Source organism: Enterococcus hulanensis (assembly GCF_005405485.1).
Taxonomy (GTDB): Bacteria; Bacillota; Bacilli; order Lactobacillales; family Enterococcaceae; genus Enterococcus_A; species Enterococcus_A hulanensis.
Window position 1 is genome coordinate 61467 of the sequence record NZ_BJED01000016.1, and the last position, 17497, is coordinate 78963.

The window sequence follows — 17497 nt, forward strand, 5'->3', positions numbered from 1 at the left end:
AGAGTGTAACGCAAACCGTGTAGGCAGTAGGACAATTTAGATATTGAGACTGTTTACACGGCGTCTTAATGAATGGGAGATTTGGCGCTCGGCAGGCTTACGGATAGCGCTAAAACTATGAGAAACAGAAAAATGGAATAGAACAGAGGTGAAAAAATGGGTGATATAAACAAAATGATTCAATGGATGAAGGATCGTGAGGGGAAAGTAAAATATAGTCAGCCTAATCGCTTAGGTCCGAATAGTTACGACTGTAGCTCGGCAGTTTATTTTGCATTGATAGCGGGTAATTTTTTACCTACTAATACTTTAATTGGCAATACGGATAGTTTGTTTAGGTTGGAAGGAAGTGTTCTTAAGAGAATTAGTGCTTCAGAAGCGCGCAAAGGAGATATCTTTGTCTCAGGATATCCTGGAGGGTCATCAGGGAATAATGGACACACTGGTATTTTTTTAGATAATCAAACGATTATTCATTGTACTTCCTCGCTTAATGGAATCGGTACAACTCCAGCAAAAAACTGGATGGGAGATTATATGGGATTACCAGTTTACTATTATCGTTTAATCAATCAAAGCTCTGGCGGTTCAGAAGAGAATAATAGAAAAGGAATGATGAGAATGTTCGCATATATGGTAGAAGGAAAACCTGAAGTTTATGGAGTATGGGGAAATAAAGTATTCCATTTGACGAGTGAAGCAATGTATAAAGATTTTAAAAATATTGTGCTAGATCAAACAGGTAAGGAATGTAAGACTTATAAGTGGAAATTACCTAATAATAAGTCCACTTTTGATTTAATTAATTTAATGGCTGAAAAAGTGAATATCTAAATTTACAAAAATCACGTGAGTTTTCTACAGAAACCCACGTGAATTTTTGTAGTTAAATGAAATTTTTTACTCTTTCTCCGCCTTCACAATCAGCATCATCGGCCGCCGCATTTCGTCCTGCATACCCGGAATATCCAGCATGTTTTCAGGCGGCATCGGTTCGACGATGCGTTTGATTTGAAAGCCGTTCGTTAACAAATGATCCAAATAAGTGGTCAATGTGCGGTGATATTTTGTCACATCGCTGCCGAGAAAGTGAGCGGTGCGCTTGCCTTCGAAGAAATAATTATCGACAGGAAAGTGGGCGATTTTACCAGCTTCGTCATAAGACCAATCCTGCGAACCTTCCGCGGTGAAGATCGGATGTTCTACCGAAAAAATCAATTGCCCTTCAGAAACCAGCCATTGTGCGATGTTTTTAGCCAGCTTGCCAAAGTCCGCAATATAATGGATGGCTAACGAGCTGATGACGATATCAAAGCTCTCCGCATCAAAAGTCACCTCATCAATGCTGGCTTGTAAGTAAGTGATATTACTAAAGGTATTCTTTTTACGTGCAACCTCCAACATCTTCTCCGACAGATCCACACCCACCACCGAAGCGGCGCCATGTTCTGCTGCATAAAGACAGTGCCAGCCATAACCGCAGCCCAGATCGAGTACGCGTTTTTCTTTAAAATCAGGCAGCAGATCCTTCAACGTCTGCCATTCTCCGGCACCATCCAGCCCCTGCTGGCTGCGCGCCATCTGACTATAGCTTTCAAAAAATTCTTCGTTATCATAAATATTATTCATTGTAATTCCTCCATGTAATTTGTATTTTTTTAAACTACATGGAGTTCATCTCTTTTGTGTGCGATCATTTTTTATTCCTCGCTTTCGTTAAATTTCATTCATCCAATAGGTGCGATCGATCGGTTCAACAAAAATCTCGAACTCGCTGGACTCGCTTTCAATAATATGAGTCACCCCATGAACCAGAAAAAACTTATCCGGCTCTCTTAATTGCAACGTATCACCGACGTGAGGGATCAGCGACAGATCCAACGTACGTTCCTCCTTGCGGGTGAGGATGTTTTTTAAGTTTGCTTTATACATGCCTTGTTCCTCCAATTACACAATGTTCAACGTACTCAGTTTAACACAGTTACGAGAGATAAAAAGGCGCTTTTTCATTTTCCGTTATCAAGAGAATTTCCCTTACAAATCTGTTCTGGTGAATTTTTTCTTCCTAAAAAACAAAAAAGACCGGCCAAAAAGGCAACGGTCCGCAAGTGAAAAACAAATTCTATAAAGGATGGGTAATACCCGCTTCTTACTATAAATGGAAAAGGCTTTCTTGGCAAATTTTTTGCTCAAAAAAAGCCGTCGCAGGGCAACGACGGCCGGAGTTCTGGGAAGGAACTCGGATAAACAAATGAACTACTGTAACCTTAACGGATTATAAAAATAGATACAAGAAAAATGCTCATGGGAGATCAGAATTCTGTCAAAAATTGAATAGTGAACCGTGAAAAGGCGGCTAAATCGTCCAAAAACAGTAAAAACCCAAAAAGTTTTGTAATCACTAAAAAATTTTCTTTTTTACCAAGGAGAGTTGTTTGCTAGGAAGGGTTGTGAATAAAACTGGGCTCAGCTATAAAATAGAAAGTTGGTTTCGTTTCACAGATCGCTTATTTTCCTTTATAATTTAATAAAGGAGGCGGTTCCAATGATTAATAAATACAAAAATATTTTAGTCGCAGTTGATGGCTCTGAACATTCAGAACACGCTTTTGAGGAAGCCGTTGAAGCAGCCAAACGTCACGATGCCAAACTGAATGTTATTTCAATCATTAATGACAGCGAACTCTCCACCAGCGCGTTTTCTTTCAGTAAAATTTACGCGGCAGAAAAAGAACAGGTCGAAAAAGATTTGTTGAAAAAAGTTCATGATGCATCTCGCAAAGAATTTGAGAATATTGAACCGTTTGTTGATCTAGGCAGTCCCAAAGAAAAGATCGTTGAATTCGCCAAAGATAATGATGTCGACATGATTTTTCTAGGTGCCACCGGAAAAGGCGAGATCAGCTTATCACGAATCGGCTCAACCGCAGCCTATGTAGTAAACCATGCACCGTGCAGCGTGACTGTGATTCGGTAATTTAAAATAGTAAGCACGAAAAATAAATTCATTCGTATGAATAAGGATGCCAGTTCATTCGTATGAATAAGGAGCAGATATTATGATCAGTAGATATAAGAATATTATGGTTGCAGTTGATGGATCGGATCAATCAGAAGGGGCTTTTTTTGAAGCGATCGGAGCAGCTCGGCGAAATGAAGCAAAATTGTATGTTGTTCAGGTAATTGATGATTCCAGTATTTTAATGAGCAGCGCCCAGCCGATGGATGATATCTTGGCTGAAGAGTCTCAGCGGGCAAAGCAATATTTAGAAAAGCTTGCTGAACGGGGACGTTATCAAAATATGGAGCTTATTCAATACATCGGAAATCCCAAAAAAGCGTTGACCGAAGAATTACCCAAACAGTATGACATCGATTTGATTTATGTCGGTGCTACTGGGAAAGGGCGTTTCCAACGCTTATTGGTTGGTTCTACCAGCGGCTACATTGTAAATCATGCCCCATGTAATGTGATGGTTGTAAGATAAAAAAAAGGATTTGACGATTTATTCGTCAAATCCTTTTTTGTAGTGTTCTTTTAGTAATGTGTAGTGGTTCATATCGCGCAATTTGCCAAAAAGCAAAGCATCCTGCGGCTCGGTACTGGTCAGTGTGAAGCCGGCCTTTTGGGCGACACGATTGCTGGGGGCATTTTCAACATCAACAAAGATCAAGAGCTTGTTTAGTCCGAAGTCTTTGAAGGCCAGGCTGCAAAGCGCTTGCACGCATTTTGAAACAATGCCGCGTTTGGTATAAGAAGAATACAGCCAATAGCCGATCTCGCCTTTGCCGATTTTTTGGTCAATATTGTGGATGTCGATACACCCGCAGATCGCTTCGTCATATACGATGAAGAAAAGGAAATCCGTACCTTCTGCGTAGCCATGCAATTTCATTTTAATAAAATCTTTTTCATCCTCGAGCGTTTTCGTTTCAGCGATAACATCTATAAAGGCTTCAATATGTGGGCGATCCGATTCAATCAAGGCGAACAATTTCTCCGCATCATTGAGTTGCGGAAAAACAAGGGATAAGCGGTCATCAATTGAATAGGTAAACGTAGTCATCAGCGACACCTCCGCAAAATATTTTACCGATCATAACAAGGAGCGCCAAGAAAGTCAAAAAAGGCACCTACCGTGGATTCACAGCAGGTGCTTCTAACGCAATCTCGCGTCTGTCATTGAGGAGTCACTCCTATTTCGTTTTTTGCAATTCTTGTACCGCTTTTTCAATCGTTACGCCAGTTGCTACATGATTGTGATCATTTTTGTCGAAGACGATAAAAAGATTCAAATCAGTGTTCAATGTGACACGGTATTGCACGTTTGTGTTATCGAATGTCATAATCATTCTCCTTTCTTAGTGTTACGAAAGGCAACTATCACGTTGATAACGAAATTCCAATGCTAATATAGCACAGTTTTTCAATGTTTACTAACAAAAAGTTCGTAACCGTGAAAAAACTTAGCAAATCCTTAATGCTTGTTGTTTAATAGAGCAAACATTAAAAATCCGATAAGCCAAGGGTTATTCTTTGAGGCATTTCTTAAAAGACCGTATACTTTTCGTTGGACTATTAATATTTAGGTGAGAAGATGAAGAAAAAAAGAATTATTATACTGCTGATTTTCGTTGCGGTGATCGGCGGCGGGATTTATTTAGTTAAAGATAAAAATGAGCTTACAGATGGGCTCACGGATTTAATCGAGCAACCGCAGCAAAAAAATAAACTAGTGATGGATGTTCCTTTAGAGAGTCAATTCGACGGGGACGCATTGGAAAATGGCTGTGAAGTTACGTCGCTGTCGATGCTGTTGCAATATTACGGCTATGATACGAATAAAAACGAATTAGCCGACGAGCTGGACTATCAGCCCTTGTTTACAGAATCGGGAAATCACGGGAATCCTCATTTAGGTTTTGTCGGTGATATTACTGGCGGGGACGAGGCGATGGGCGTGGCGGTTGAACCGATCGCGAAATTGGCGAGGGAGTATGTGGGTGATGATTATCGTGTCGTTGCTGGTGAGAAAAACTCTTTCAATAAAATTATCAATGTCGTAGCCAGCGGCAAACCAGTCTGGATCGTTGCAACGGTAGATTTCCAAGTGCCAACTGATGATGATTGGCTGCTATGGGAGACGGATCAGGGCAGTATTTACGTGACACCGTTGATTCACTCGGCAGTGATCACCGGTTTTGATCGTGAGAAAGAGATCGTGTATGTCAATGATCCATATGGGTATCAAAATCGCGAAATTGATTGGTCGGATTTGAAAAAAATCTATCAAGAGTCTGATCAGCAATCACTTTATTTAGAAAAGAATTAAGCTATCAAGCCACTTCGAGCCATTTCGAAGTGGTTTTTTGCTGCATTTCAAAAAGTTAAACCCATTTTTAATATTGATGTAAAAAGCTTTTGAATCAAGAGAAGGCTTACAAATCATTTTTGACTTGCTATACTGAAAGAAAGCAATCAAAGGGGGAAGACGCAATGAAAGAACGCTATTATAATATTTTGGCTGCAGTCGATGGCTCGCCGCAGGCACATCAGGCGTTGATGGAAGCTGTTGAGACGGCACGCCGAAACAATGCTCGTTTGTATATCGCCCAAGTTGTGAACAGTTCGGGTATGCTGGTCAACAGTGCGACACCAGTTTCCCAGATCATTGAAGAAGAAAAAAAGGCCGCAATCAAATTACTCGAAGAAGAGGTTGCCGGAATCGATTACTATAATAAGCAAATGGTGACCTGCGTCGGAAATCCTAAAAAGGCGCTTTGTTTTGATTTGCCGGAAACCTACAAGATCGATCTGATCTACATGGGAGCTACCGGAAAAGGCGCGATCGAGCGCAGGTTAGTAGGATCAACCACCGATTATGTCGTTAATAATGCACCCTGTAATGTGATGGTTGTTAAATAAATACTAGCAATTTTTTTCTTGACCTTTACGCTGCGTCAAGGTGTAAGCTGTTTTTGTCGAGAGTTGTAAACAAATTATTCAATAGAAGATAGAAGGAAAAAGATGAACTATACAATTAAACAAATCGCCGAGCTTTCCGGGGTAAGCACGCGAACGTTGAGGTTTTATGATGAACGTGAGTTACTGAAGCCAGCCTTTTTAAGCGCTGCTGGTTATCGGATGTATACCGAAAAAGAAGTCGACCGTCTGCAGCAAATTTTATTATACCGCTCATTTGGTGTCCCTTTGAAAACCATCAGGGAATTACTTGAACGACCAGCCGAAAAAATCCAGCAAACCCTGCTGGAGCAAAGAGCTGAAGTGGTGAAAAAACGCAGAGAATTGGACGATCTGTTGAAAGTTCTCGACCAGACATTGCTATATTATAAAGGAGAAATCGAAATGACCACAGAAGAAAAATTTGAAGCCTTCAAACAGAAAGCTTTACTAGAAAATGAAGAAAACTATGGTAAAGAGATTCGCGAAAAATACGGGGAAGATACAGTCGAGGACTCGAATCAAAAATGGCTGGAGATGAGCGAGCGCGACTATCTAAAAATGGAAGAAGTCGAAGCGACATTATTCAAGAAACTGACGGAATATTTAGAGGCCGGCGAATTACCCAGTACATTAGCAGAAGAAATCTTCGGCTTACACCGATTGTGGCTGCAATTCAGCTGGAAAAAATACACAGCGGAAGCGCACAAGAATTTGAGCGAACTCTATTTGGCTGATGAACGCTTTACTAATTATTACGATGAAAAAAGCGGAATCGGTGCCACCGAAGCCCTGTGCCAGATTATTCAGTATTATACGAATTAAAAGGATTGAGCGAGTGCTCAATCCTTTTTTAATGCCAGCAGCTTCAATGAACGCTGTGCTTCCTCTGTAAATTGTTCTTCCTGCTGTAATAGTTCGGTACTTTGCGGAAAAGCAGAGAAACAAATCAGGAATTTCCATTGGATCAGCGGTTCATTGCTGTGGGCTTTTTTTATTTGTAAAAGCCGCTGATAGTTTTCTGTAGTTGCTAATGCCGGATGATAAAAGGCCATATAACCGATCGCGTCGATCAGTTCACTTAATTGTGAGGATGGCAGCTGTTCTGCGGCTGCCAATAATGTAGGAAAAATTTCTGGTTTCATTCGTCCCAATGAACGAGCGATCAGATCTCTCGGCAGGGGAAAGGATTTCTTTTTTGAGGGAGCTATCGGCGTGCGGTGCTGGTTATCACCGATGGTCGCGAGGAAATCAATCATTCGCAGAGCCGTCGATTGATCGCCGCTTTCTAGTTTTTCAGTTAGCGCCAGCCGAGTGTAAAGTGCCGGCTCGGTTTTTAGCCTGCTTAATAAAATGTCTGATATTTCACAAGTGAGCGGGATCAGCTTGGCGGCGATGGTACGTTCGCCGGCATTTTCGGAAAAAAGCAAGTTGGATAACTCGTTGATAGATTTTTTTTTGTAAGCAGAGAGTTCACTGTTTTCAACCCATCCACGTTGTTTTCTTTGCGAATTATTGTTCATTCATTTCGCTCCTTTTTTAAAAGTATAACAGAAAAGGTCAAAAGAAAATTTGTGTTTTATTTCACAAAATGATTGATTTCTGATAAATGCTGTGCTATCATCAAAAAAAAGAAGAGGTGACGGGAATGAAAAAAGTAGTTGCGAATCCGATGGAGTTAAGAGATGCTATTCGTTGCGAGAAACCAAATATTTCAATCACAGGCGGCTTTGCTGAAATGATGCAGCCGATAGTTACGCAACAAGAAGCGGATGTAGAGAAAATGGACCTGCCGACTTTCATGAAATTGGCTTTAGATCCTGCGACGATGGAAACATTGACTACCGCATATCAAGTTGCTATGAAAAATGATGCCCAAGGGCTTGAATTAGAATGCGTACGGCTTTAATTTTTTAGCTATTTTTGTGAAAAATGTATCAAAGTTAAATGTTGATGTCCTTGTAGTTAATGGCTGCAAGGATTTTTTGAACGTTTTAAAATGTCCTTACAACGGGAAAATAATCATTTTAGTAATTTTAATTTGGCTTAATTATAAAATATAGACATTTTGGTAGAAGGAAAATATTTAGTAACATTCAGAATAAATTTAAAAATGTTAAAAAAACAATTCAAAAAATCACCAAAATAGGATAAAAATCTGTTAAAATATGATTATGAGGAAGACCTCTCTCAATCTTTCTTAGCTAGTTTTATTTGACTAGCATCCCCTTTAAGCACCTTGATTAATCAAGGTGCTTTTTATTTTTGCGCAAGGAAGTCTTATACAGCTTGATTGAAAGCGCTTGATATTTCTATACAGATTGGCTTACAATTAAATAGAATAAGGGAAAGGGGGGCTTACCATGAAAGAGTCGTACAAAAAAATACTTGTCGCAGTAGATTCATCAGAGCAGGCACGTCGAGCATTTCAAGAGGCAGTCGAAGTCACACGCAGGAATGATGCACATTTGTATATTTTGATCGTATCCGACACCAATCATCTAGGGTCCGAACCTTATGCAGTCGACCACATCGTCAAACAAGCACGAAAAGCAGCAGGAGCTATCGTTGAATCGCTGGAAGAAATGATTCCAGCTGATATCTCGTACTCTTCAATTATTGACGATGGAAATCCCAAAGCCAAAATCGTTGCCTATGCCGAAGCGGAAAAGATTGATTTGATTTTGATGGGCGCCACTGGAACCGGCACTTTTTCACGTTTGTTACTGGGATCAACAACAGCTTATGTTGTAAACAATGCGCCTTGTAACGTGATGGTGGTTCGCTAGATAAAAAAAGAAAGCCAGCACAATTTTTGTGCTGGCTTTTAGCTTGCTGTTTGATAGGCTTGGAAATCGTTCATGAGTTTGGTTTTCCCTAAGACGGCGTATTTGGCGATGATCAATTGTCCGCGGGCATTACGTTTCCCGAGAACGACGATCTTCATGCCGTTTTCGACATCTGCGAGAAAATTCAGTGAATGAGCAGCGATCAGGCAGTTCGTACCTGACAATTGAAAATAGACTAACGGCTGCTGTGAAAACTGAACGATCTTCAATTTTGTTACGGTGCCTTTAAGAGATTCCATCGGCCTTCCTCCTCGTATGGATACCTTTGAAAACGAGCTCATTGTCTTTACGTTCAAACTGAAAACAAATATCTTTTTTGCGACCGGTCTTTTTGGCAGGGATAACAAAGTAATCACGATTCTCTTTATCCATCTTAGTAGTAATTTGGTTCAAAAATAATGCTAGCGGCAATGAGTCCTTTACTAAGGAATCATAGGTTCGATAAAAAATTTCAACAGAATCTGGACTAATCATTGACATGGTCATCACCTCAAATTTATTATACGAACATTTGTTCGGGAAGTAAAGTAGAAAGCTGAACTTTTTACTAAATAAAATACGCCAAAAGAAAAAAGAAACCGCCACTATAATGGAAGTTTCTTTTAACTCATTACCTCAAGATAAAATAGATCACAAGCCAAAACAGCAGGCAAAAAATGATCAGTATTCGATAGATGATGTGTCTAGGTTGGCGATAGAGCCAAGCATAAAATTTTTTCATATAAAAAATCCTTTTTATCCAGTGTTTCTAACAGAAAAACTGTTACCAACAGGAATGCTACCGTATTGGAGGGCAGAAGTAAAGTGCCGTAAAGTAAAAATAAATTATAATTAGTTGGTGCATGAGAAATATTGAAGGGAAATAAGCGGTTGGGGACTTAATAGTAGGAATTAAAATAGATTCCCTTGGATTTTTAAGAGGTAAAATAAGAATTGTTGCAATTTGTTTATAAAGCAATGGTGATAGCCTAACAAAAGTTTAGATGTAGTCTGTTAGTTTAATAAGAATTTTTTTGTAAAAGAAAAAAGTTGTGAAATAAATCTCAAATCCGTTTGATAAATGTTATTATGATCCTCCAGAAAGGGGGCGTAGCATGAAAATAAAGGATTTAGAGTATTATATTTTAGATGAAATTGCTAATAAAAATTTTAGCAACTTGACTCATCAGTTTTTCAAAACCTCTAAAGCTGAATTTGAGGACAGCTTGGCTGAATTAAAGAAACACGGCCTTATTCAAGGCAACATATTTGATAGCAATGGGTCCATCAAAAACCAGTTTAGATTTTTCTTCTTATCTGAAAAAGGAGAGAGCCTATTAAGCGACAGCGCATGCTAAAAAAATTCGGATCACTCATCATGAGTGATCCTTTTTAGATGATAAAGAAGTACACTTGTGAAGTTTCAAGCGTGTCGAGCATGATTTGCTAGTGTCTTCGTTTTGTCCGCTTCCTGGACTTGTTCATAATAAGAGCTCCAGCCACGATAATGACTCCGCCTAAAGCCAGCCAGGAAATATAGCTTCTGCTGTTGGAAATTGAGGCTTGATTAGTATTGCTGCTGCTGGATTTGACTTCGGTGACACTTTCACTGGTTTCGGTATTTTCAGCGGCCGTACTTTTATTGGTAAAAGCGGTTGCTAACTGAAAATATTGATCAAAGGCGGTGCGATCGATTGAAGGTTCACTCAAGGTACTATTGTCATCTAAACTGATCTGGTTGGAGTAAGCTCCTGTAACGGTGATAGTTGATGAACCAGTTCCTTCCACAACGGTTTCTCCATTGGCTAGGATAGTCACGCTTTTCCCATCCGTATCAACAATTTCTCCGCCCGCTTCTACATTCAAATTCGTTACCTGTGAATCATCGGTCACGATCCATTTAGAGCTTTTATCGACAGTGACAGTGATAGGCGCTTCAGTGGCAGCGGTGTTTACATCGTTAGTGGTGATTTCAGTATTGCCGCTATAAGTGGTTCCTTCGGTCAAGACCAGATTAAGACTGCTGATCGAATCAACGCTGATTTTTCCTGCTAATTCTTGTTTGATTCCCGTGAAGGTCACCTTGCCGCCATTGCTGCCGCCAGTTCCCCAATTATTCGCATCGTTTCCTTGAATCGTTAATAACGCTGCTTGGTCACTGTCAAAGTCTAGCTTGGTGTCCTGCAAAATAACATTCGCCTCCGTATTCGTTACATAAAACATGGTGCCTTCAGTCGCACTTTTCAAGGTCGAGTTGACTGCTTCGAAGGTGGCGGTTTCCCCAGTAGCTGCTTCCGCGTCTCCGGAAGTCGATTGATAGATAATCACGCCATTGGCAATAGGATCGCTGCCGGTTGTTCCTGTTAATTCGCTGGTTAATTCAGAGTTGTAAATTTGAATCGAGTTAAGGCCTTCCATGCCGGCGATCTGGCTGCCGCTGGAAGTCCCTGTAACATTATTTACCTCGATGTCGCCAGTTGAATAAAGCAGCGGCGATCCTGAACCCTGTGTAGTAAATTCGCTATCTGTCACAGAAACATTTCCGCCGCCGCGATCGGTTGCCAAGGCCGCACTATGATCGCCTTTGGTGCTGATCGTGGTTTTGTTCGCGATGATTGTTCCGCCATAGGTCGCATCCATTCCGCGGGAGTTATCAGCTTCCGTCGCAATTGTATTGTCATTCGCGTAAATCGTTCCATTATCTGTGGCAAATAACCCATTGCTTCCTTGGTCGCTCGCTGTTAATTGACTATTGGAAAGATAGGCAAAGGAATCTTGATTCACCGCCAATAAAATCGAGTTTAGACCATAAAAATTACTATTATCGTCATTTGCGCTTGCGCCAGTTTTTTCTAACGTACTTTTTTCGAGTGTCAATGTCCCGCCATTTTTTACCAAGGCCGTATTTTTATCACTTTCATCGGAACGTTGCGTCTCACTGGTTGAAGTGATCTCCTGATTGTCTGCGACCAAACTGCCCGTTAATTCGCCAGAATAATCATAAGTCATGGTATCGGCGCCGCCCATTCCGCCGCCGCCATCTGGCGGAGCGGCAGGTGCCCCAGTTTGTTCAACGCCTATAACAGGAGTGGTACCTAATAATAAAGTGCTTAATAATACAAGCACCGCGGCTCGCTTTGTTTTCAATAGAAAAGCCCCCTTTTGGTGATATTTTTCCTTCAGTCTAGGGGGACAACCTTAAATCAAGCCTAAAAGAACTGGTTTTTTGAGCAACAAAAAAAAGAAGCTCTTCAGCTTCCTTAAAAATATTATACGTGGACGGCTGGAATCGAACCAGCACCTCTTTCTTAAATGCGGACTACTTCATTGAACGAGTAAAACACCAAGTTCATCCACGCTTATTAGTATAGCGAAGCGGGAATGTTTTTGAAAGCTGTTCAGAAGTAATTAAAAAAATATTATACTTTGACTTTTTTCTCGAAGTCCTCTGAGAATTCTTTAGCGATCATCCAACCATAACTTTCAGTGATAGCAGCGGCGGTGGAGCCGTTGATGACATTACCGGCGACTGGAAGTTTTCCGGCTAGAAAGCGGGCGGTCATTTGGCCGGCTTTTTGCGCTAAGAATTGAGTAGCTAGTGCTTTAGCGGCGCCTTGCTCTAATTTGATATGAAAAACTTTGCCCAAAGCAATCACCATAGCAGTTTGGATCGGTAATAAAACGGTCGCATCCGGAAACGGCAGCTGTGCCATGCCTGCGCCAACACCTGCGGCGGCAGTAGAGGCACTATGGATAATGAGATGGGCTTTTCTTCGTTGTATTTTGTTCATTGCAGAAGCTCCTTACTCGATTAAATGTATTTTTACCGGTTGGTTGAAGAAAGTTTAGCATCTTGAAGCGAAAAGAACAATTTATCTAACCGTCTTTAAAGCAGTTTTAAGCATTGCAAAATTAAAAAAATGAGGAGGAAGGTTTTATTTTATTTTTCGAACGATCGTGGAGATGATAAAATAGGATTGAAAGGGGCGGTAAAAATGGTTGATGAATATAAAAATATTTTAGTTGCTGTGGATGGCTCTGAACAATCCAAAAAAGCATTTGATGAGGCGATCAATATCGCCAAAAGAAATAAAGGCAAGCTGACCTTGGCAACAGTGATCGATACGGCTAGTTTTACCGGGACGACCGGAGGGAATTCGATTCCCCTGATGCAGGAGGTCCATGAAAAAGCCCAAAGTATTATTACCGAGTTGGAGAATCATCGTGTGGCAGAAGAAGCAGAGGTCCATCTGACTTCTCAAATCATCGCCGGCAATCCTAAGCGTGAGATCGTCGAGTTGGCGGAAAAATTGGAGACCGACTTGATCGTGATGGGAGCGACCGGACTAGGTGCCTTGTCCTTATTATTCGTAGGTTCAACGACTGCCTATGTAGTGAATCAGGCGCCATGTAATGTCATGGTCGTAAAATAAGCACACAAAAAACGTCTGACGTTGGTCAGACGTTTTTTTCGTCTAGTGTCATCAGCATTTCAGTGCCGTCATCATAGACATACATGACTTTGGGAAATTCTATTTCTTCATAAGCTTCAACATAAGGTGCGGTGATTCCGTCAGAAAAATAGGGATCACTTTGGGAGTATACGACACTTAATGTCCGAGCAATTTTGTTTTTAAAAAAATGAAACCGTTGTGGTGAAGTGAGCGGCAATCCTTTCATCGGGCGCATGAAAATCATATGCCAAATTTCCTGCTGCATATGTTCAGGAACGACGTCAAAAGGCACTTCGCTGCGACGCGGTTTTGTTGGTTCAAACATTTTTCTCAACCCTCTCTTTGCTTTATCATAGCAGGTTTTTTTAAGAAAAAAAGTAAAAGCAATCATTTTATAAAAATTTAGTTCGTCGAAACAGTTTTTTTAGGTTAAAAATGATAAAGTAAAATAGAAAAGGTTAGAACAATTAGTATTCTAATTAACATTAAAAGTGATTGAATGAAGGTGAAAAAGATGCATTACGGAATATTTTTTAATCCTAATGCCGGAGATGGAAACGCAGAAAAATCAGCAAAAAAAATGCGTGAAAAATTTGAACAGGCCGGTCATTCAGCCGACTATTTAACAGCACCCGATCCAGAAGAAGCAGTCAAAACAGTAAAAGAAGCAGTCGAGAAATTTGATGGGATCGTGTCGATCGGCGGCGATGGTTCGCTAAATATCGTTGGTACGGCATTTGTACAAGCTGGAAAAGCATTACCATTGGGGATTATTCCTGGTGGGACGATCAATAATTTTGCCAAACGCTGGCATTTGCCGATGGATGAAGAAGAGGCGATGGACGTGATTATCGCTGGTCATCAACGACAAGTGGGCATCGCGGCTTGTCAGGATCGCCAGAAGGCAGTGATCAGCTCCTTTACCTTTGGCTCTTTTGCGGATATTTCCAATGAAGTCCGGCAAAGTGAAAAGCGAAAATTCGGCTTGATCGTGTATCCAATGAAAGCCATCAAACAAATTGGAAAAGACACGTCTTATCCTGTGGAGATCACGGCTGAGGGCTATCATGAAAAATTAAAGGTGTGGTTCTCCTTGGCGACGACCACGCATTCGATTGGCGGAAGGCCGTATGTTGATACTGATTATGACAAATTGCATGTCAGTATTTTACACAATATGCGATTTCGCAAACTGCTGCAGCTGCTTCGGTTTATCTTTACCGGACGTCTCAAAGATTCTGATGCGCTGACTTATTTAGAGACCGACAAGCTGGAATTGAAACCATTGACCGATAAAAAAATCTACTCTCGAATCGATGGCGACAAGGGACCGGCATTACCGTTAACGGTGGAATTTCTGGCGGATTTTGTGCCGCTTTATGTACCAGAAAAATAAGAAAAAGGAAGAGGGGGTTTTTGAATTGGATAAGAATATGGAGACATTGTTAGCTAACGCCGATACGTTTACGCTGATCACGATTGATCATCGCGGCTTTCCGCATCCCATCGCTGTATCGCCGCCGCTTGAACGAAATGGTTTTTATTATTTCAAATTTTATATCAACGGTGATGGCAAAACGGCAGAAAATATTCAGCAAAATCGCAGCGGCAGTTTATTCTGCTTTGACAAGGAAAAGCATGAGAGCATCGCTTTGAAGGGGTATTTGTTCGCAGAAGAATTAGTCGAGTACAAAAAATTAGCTGCTCAGTTGAATGAGTTCCAAAAAGAATTGAATTATGAACATCCCATGATCGCTGTTTTTGAGACATTAAGCATCAAGCATTATGAAAATATGCACGGCGAATTTTTAGATGTACCGGAAAAATAAAAAAGATTCATCCCTTTAAAAATGAAGGGATGAATCTTTTTTTGCTTATTCAACTTCGACAGCGGCAACTTTTGCGGCCTTGTCTTTTTTGATGATGGCAGTAAGAACCAATGAGAAGATGATACAACCGACACCCATTGCGATCGCATACATGAACATCATATTAAAACCGGCTTTACCAGGATTTGAATCCAACCAGCCGCCGATCATGGTGTACATGAAGACATCTGGCAGATAGCCTAAACAAGAAACGATCCCTGATACACGACCGGTCATCTCTACTGGGAAGCCAGCGTCATCAATGATCGCGAAGTATTGACTACGAACGACATAAATAAGGAACAAACCGAAGATGAAGTTCGCGATGACAGCTGTTAATAGACCCGCGCCCTCTGGTAAGACTAAGAAACCAGCAAAGCAAAGAGTCAATAATCCGGCACCGCCGATAATCACCCGGATACGCGAGCCCATTTTATCCGCGATAATCCCTCCGACGATCCCGCCGCCAGCTTGTACTAAATAACGTACACCACCAAGAGTAGTCCCGCCTGCTACCGAAAGACCATAGACGTTAATCGCGTAAGTATTGATGTAGCCCAAAATTCCATAAATACTATAAGCAAAGAATACAATGGCCACTAACACCCATGTACGAGGCATTTTTAAGGTTTTGAACATGCCGATCGCAACTTTTGAGATCGGTTCTGTGTGAGATTCTGCTGCTGTGTCTTCAATAACGAACCAATTTAAAATACCAATAATAATAACAGCAATGGCACATACACGAATCGCCCAAGCAGTTCCTAATACTTCATTTGAAAAACGACTATACACAGCTGTCATCCCAAATACAAGTACGGCGTTCAACAGACCGCGTAATCCTTCTTGCCAACCGAACAAACGCCCTTGTTCCGAACTATCACCTAACATCCGAGTCGCTTTAATCGCTGCGGACCAATAGGTGATGATGGTAGAAATTCCCATCAAGACGAAAATCAGCCGACTGATTTGGAAGCCTGGAAAGGTTGAGAACCAGAAACCCAGCACACCCGTCACTAAGAATGAAAAGGTCAGCAACTTGCGAGCTGAGAATTTATCCGCCACGATCCCGCCGATAAAATAAGAAAATGTTGCCATTGTGGCATAACCGGAAGAGAGCATACCCATTTGTGCATTTGTCAGATCCATGGCTTTTTGGATCGGCACATAAAAGGTCTCCCGAATGTAAGGAAGCTGAAAGATAATCCCAGCACCGGCTGAAAGTAGCAACAACGTTCCCCATTTTTTAACTGCTTGCTTGTTCATATAACACCCTCCTGATTGTGAATTCTTTTACAAAAAAACAAAAAAGAAGCAACGCTTAAGTAAGCGTTACTTCTCTCTGGTCTCCAGTAACACCCAAAGTATAGAATCATATGAAAGCGATGTCAACAACTTTTTACAGCAAAGTGATTTCGAAAATAATTTTTCAGCGAAATTTTCATGTTTGAAAAGCCTGCAAAACCTTGATTTTACAATGGATTTCCGCAAGTAGATTTTTCTTTAAGGAATTGACGAAAGAGCAGTTATCCCTTAGACTGATAAATACTAACATTTTTGAGTTAAATGGCAGCGTGAAATCGACGGTGCATTTTAGAAGGAACGCTTTATCGTTCTTGGGATTTCTCATGTAAGGGTTTGTGAGATATGCTAGAATGAAAGCGGATTAAATTACTTAGTAGGGATAAGGATAAAAAAATGAAAAGAAAAATTATTCAAATGATGGAGGACAATCCGCTGATTGCCGCCGTCAATAGCAAGCGCAGTTTTGAGAAGGCCTTGACCTGCGAAAGTGATATCATCTTCGTTTTGTATGGAGATGTGTGCAGCATCGTGGACATCGTCGATCAATTAAAAGAGGCTGGCAAGATCGTGATGGTGGATGTGGATTTGATCGACGGGTTGGCAACGAAGGAAACTGCGGTGGATTATTTAAAGCGCGCCACTAAGACGGACGGCATTATCAGTTCGAAATCGATCCTGCTGCGAGCGGCGAATGCTCGAGGCTTGTTTACGATCCATCGCTTCTTCTTGATCGATTCGAAGTCTTTTCATAATCTGCCGAAGCAATTAGGAACATCAAAGGCAGATGTAGTAGAGGTTTTACCAGGGGCGATGCCAAAAGTTTTATCTTGGGTGCAAGATGTTGTGGACGTTCCGATCATAGCCAGCGGGCTGGTTTGCGACAAGGAATTAGTCATGACGGCCTTGCAGGCAGGGGCAGTCGCCATTTCAACGACAAACATGGATGTTTGGGAAATATAAACAAAAAAAGGTCGTAGCTAAGAGGACAGAGAAAAGCGGACACCAGCTTATTTGGTGTTCGCTTTTTTGTGTACTTAACAATATCTGGTCGGACGAACGAGCTTTTAAAAAGCGAACAAG

Annotated in this window: 24 protein-coding genes; 13 read left to right on the plus strand and 11 right to left on the minus strand. The window is 41.0% G+C overall.

Annotation, left to right across the window (positions count from 1 at the left end; genetic code table 11):
- Positions 1 to 156: 156 nt before the first annotated feature.
- Positions 157 to 834 (plus strand): peptidoglycan amidohydrolase family protein, encoded by a 678-nt coding sequence (locus FFR60_RS16625; RefSeq protein ID WP_137665006.1) that lies wholly within the window; start codon positions 157 to 159, stop codon positions 832 to 834.
- 66 nt (positions 835 to 900) lie between these two features.
- Here FFR60_RS16625 and FFR60_RS16630 read toward each other — a convergent pair whose 3' ends face one another.
- The gene (locus tag FFR60_RS16630; protein ID WP_137665007.1) at positions 901 to 1629 is read right to left on the minus strand and encodes a class I SAM-dependent methyltransferase; all 729 of its coding nucleotides are present in this window, start codon (positions 1627 to 1629) and stop codon (positions 901 to 903) included.
- 87 nt (positions 1630 to 1716) lie between these two features.
- Positions 1717 to 1932 (minus strand): hypothetical protein, encoded by a 216-nt coding sequence (locus FFR60_RS16635; protein WP_088935473.1) that lies wholly within the window; start codon positions 1930 to 1932, stop codon positions 1717 to 1719.
- Positions 1933 to 2545: 613 nt separating this feature from the next.
- Between FFR60_RS16635 and FFR60_RS16640 the strand changes: the two genes are divergently transcribed.
- Entirely contained in the window at positions 2546 to 2977 is a 432-nt protein-coding gene (locus tag FFR60_RS16640; RefSeq protein ID WP_137665008.1) for a universal stress protein, read from the plus strand.
- Between the two features lie 82 nt (positions 2978 to 3059).
- On the plus strand, positions 3060 to 3488 hold the full coding sequence (locus FFR60_RS16645; protein WP_088935471.1) for a universal stress protein: 429 nt from the start codon (positions 3060 to 3062) through the stop codon (positions 3486 to 3488).
- Between the two features lie 18 nt (positions 3489 to 3506).
- Here FFR60_RS16645 and FFR60_RS16650 read toward each other — a convergent pair whose 3' ends face one another.
- Both FFR60_RS16650 and FFR60_RS16655 read right to left on the minus strand, forming a co-directional pair.
- On the minus strand, positions 3507 to 4067 hold the full coding sequence (locus FFR60_RS16650; protein ID WP_137665009.1) for a GNAT family N-acetyltransferase: 561 nt from the start codon (positions 4065 to 4067) through the stop codon (positions 3507 to 3509).
- Positions 4068 to 4197: 130 nt separating this feature from the next.
- On the minus strand, positions 4198 to 4347 hold the full coding sequence (locus FFR60_RS16655) for a hypothetical protein (RefSeq protein WP_171004960.1): 150 nt from the start codon (positions 4345 to 4347) through the stop codon (positions 4198 to 4200).
- Between the two features lie 251 nt (positions 4348 to 4598).
- Here FFR60_RS16655 and FFR60_RS16660 point away from each other — a divergent pair, with 251 nt between their 5' ends.
- The 3 genes from FFR60_RS16660 (at position 4599) to FFR60_RS16670 (ending at position 6787) form a co-directional block, all read left to right on the plus strand.
- Positions 4599 to 5333, plus strand: coding sequence for a C39 family peptidase (locus FFR60_RS16660; protein WP_171004961.1), 735 nt, complete (start codon positions 4599 to 4601; stop codon positions 5331 to 5333).
- A gap of 164 nt (positions 5334 to 5497) precedes the next feature.
- On the plus strand, positions 5498 to 5926 hold the full coding sequence (locus FFR60_RS16665) for a universal stress protein (protein WP_137665010.1): 429 nt from the start codon (positions 5498 to 5500) through the stop codon (positions 5924 to 5926).
- A 102-nt stretch (positions 5927 to 6028) separates the two neighbouring features.
- Complete coding sequence (locus FFR60_RS16670) at positions 6029 to 6787, plus strand: MerR family transcriptional regulator (RefSeq protein WP_137665011.1); 759 nt, start codon at positions 6029 to 6031, stop codon at positions 6785 to 6787.
- Positions 6788 to 6804: 17 nt separating this feature from the next.
- Here FFR60_RS16670 and FFR60_RS16675 read toward each other — a convergent pair whose 3' ends face one another.
- Positions 6805 to 7485: a hypothetical protein gene (locus tag FFR60_RS16675; RefSeq protein ID WP_137665012.1), complete on the minus strand. Its 681-nt coding sequence runs from the start codon at positions 7483 to 7485 to the stop codon at positions 6805 to 6807.
- A gap of 125 nt (positions 7486 to 7610) precedes the next feature.
- Between FFR60_RS16675 and FFR60_RS16680 the strand changes: the two genes are divergently transcribed.
- Together FFR60_RS16680 and FFR60_RS16685 are read left to right on the plus strand one after the other, a co-directional pair.
- Positions 7611 to 7871, plus strand: a complete 261-nt coding sequence (locus FFR60_RS16680) for a hypothetical protein (protein ID WP_088935466.1) — start codon at positions 7611 to 7613, stop codon at positions 7869 to 7871.
- 454 nt (positions 7872 to 8325) lie between these two features.
- On the plus strand, positions 8326 to 8751 hold the full coding sequence (locus FFR60_RS16685; RefSeq protein ID WP_088935465.1) for a universal stress protein: 426 nt from the start codon (positions 8326 to 8328) through the stop codon (positions 8749 to 8751).
- A gap of 38 nt (positions 8752 to 8789) precedes the next feature.
- Here the strand turns inward: FFR60_RS16685 and FFR60_RS16690 are convergent, their stop codons facing one another.
- Together FFR60_RS16690 and FFR60_RS16695 are read right to left on the minus strand one after the other, a co-directional pair.
- Positions 8790 to 9050: a hypothetical protein gene (locus FFR60_RS16690; RefSeq protein ID WP_137665013.1), complete on the minus strand. Its 261-nt coding sequence runs from the start codon at positions 9048 to 9050 to the stop codon at positions 8790 to 8792.
- On the minus strand, positions 9037 to 9291 hold the full coding sequence (locus tag FFR60_RS16695) for a DUF5960 family protein (RefSeq protein WP_088935463.1): 255 nt from the start codon (positions 9289 to 9291) through the stop codon (positions 9037 to 9039). The genes FFR60_RS16690 and FFR60_RS16695 overlap by 14 nt, the downstream gene beginning before the upstream one ends.
- A gap of 614 nt (positions 9292 to 9905) precedes the next feature.
- On the opposite strand from FFR60_RS16695, the gene FFR60_RS16700 reads away from it, so the two are divergent.
- Positions 9906 to 10148, plus strand: a complete 243-nt coding sequence (locus FFR60_RS16700) for a hypothetical protein (RefSeq protein ID WP_137665014.1) — start codon at positions 9906 to 9908, stop codon at positions 10146 to 10148.
- Between the two features lie 88 nt (positions 10149 to 10236).
- Here FFR60_RS16700 and FFR60_RS16705 read toward each other — a convergent pair whose 3' ends face one another.
- Positions 10237 to 11937 (minus strand): autotransporter outer membrane beta-barrel domain-containing protein, encoded by a 1701-nt coding sequence (locus FFR60_RS16705; RefSeq protein ID WP_137665015.1) that lies wholly within the window; start codon positions 11935 to 11937, stop codon positions 10237 to 10239.
- A 272-nt stretch (positions 11938 to 12209) separates the two neighbouring features.
- Positions 12210 to 12581, minus strand: a complete 372-nt coding sequence (locus FFR60_RS16710) for a hypothetical protein (RefSeq protein ID WP_088935459.1) — start codon at positions 12579 to 12581, stop codon at positions 12210 to 12212.
- A 204-nt stretch (positions 12582 to 12785) separates the two neighbouring features.
- Between FFR60_RS16710 and FFR60_RS16715 the strand changes: the two genes are divergently transcribed.
- A complete protein-coding gene (locus FFR60_RS16715; RefSeq protein WP_088935458.1) occupies positions 12786 to 13223 on the plus strand; it encodes a universal stress protein in 438 nt (145 codons plus the stop codon).
- A 25-nt stretch (positions 13224 to 13248) separates the two neighbouring features.
- Here FFR60_RS16715 and FFR60_RS16720 read toward each other — a convergent pair whose 3' ends face one another.
- Positions 13249 to 13569 (minus strand): DUF960 domain-containing protein, encoded by a 321-nt coding sequence (locus FFR60_RS16720; protein ID WP_088935457.1) that lies wholly within the window; start codon positions 13567 to 13569, stop codon positions 13249 to 13251.
- Between the two features lie 189 nt (positions 13570 to 13758).
- Between FFR60_RS16720 and FFR60_RS16725 the strand changes: the two genes are divergently transcribed.
- The gene (locus FFR60_RS16725) at positions 13759 to 14640 is read left to right on the plus strand and encodes a diacylglycerol/lipid kinase family protein (RefSeq protein ID WP_137665016.1); all 882 of its coding nucleotides are present in this window, start codon (positions 13759 to 13761) and stop codon (positions 14638 to 14640) included.
- Between the two features lie 25 nt (positions 14641 to 14665).
- On the plus strand, positions 14666 to 15073 hold the full coding sequence (locus FFR60_RS16730) for a pyridoxamine 5'-phosphate oxidase family protein (RefSeq protein ID WP_137665017.1): 408 nt from the start codon (positions 14666 to 14668) through the stop codon (positions 15071 to 15073).
- 45 nt (positions 15074 to 15118) lie between these two features.
- On the opposite strand, the gene FFR60_RS16735 is transcribed toward FFR60_RS16730, so the two are convergent.
- Positions 15119 to 16378 carry an MFS transporter gene (locus tag FFR60_RS16735; protein ID WP_137665018.1) on the minus strand — a complete coding sequence of 420 codons (1260 nt, stop codon included), beginning with the start codon at positions 16376 to 16378 and terminating at the stop codon, positions 15119 to 15121.
- Positions 16379 to 16810: 432 nt separating this feature from the next.
- Between FFR60_RS16735 and FFR60_RS16740 the strand changes: the two genes are divergently transcribed.
- The gene (locus FFR60_RS16740; protein WP_088935453.1) at positions 16811 to 17377 is read left to right on the plus strand and encodes a glycerol-3-phosphate responsive antiterminator; all 567 of its coding nucleotides are present in this window, start codon (positions 16811 to 16813) and stop codon (positions 17375 to 17377) included.
- Positions 17378 to 17497 lie beyond the last annotated feature (120 nt).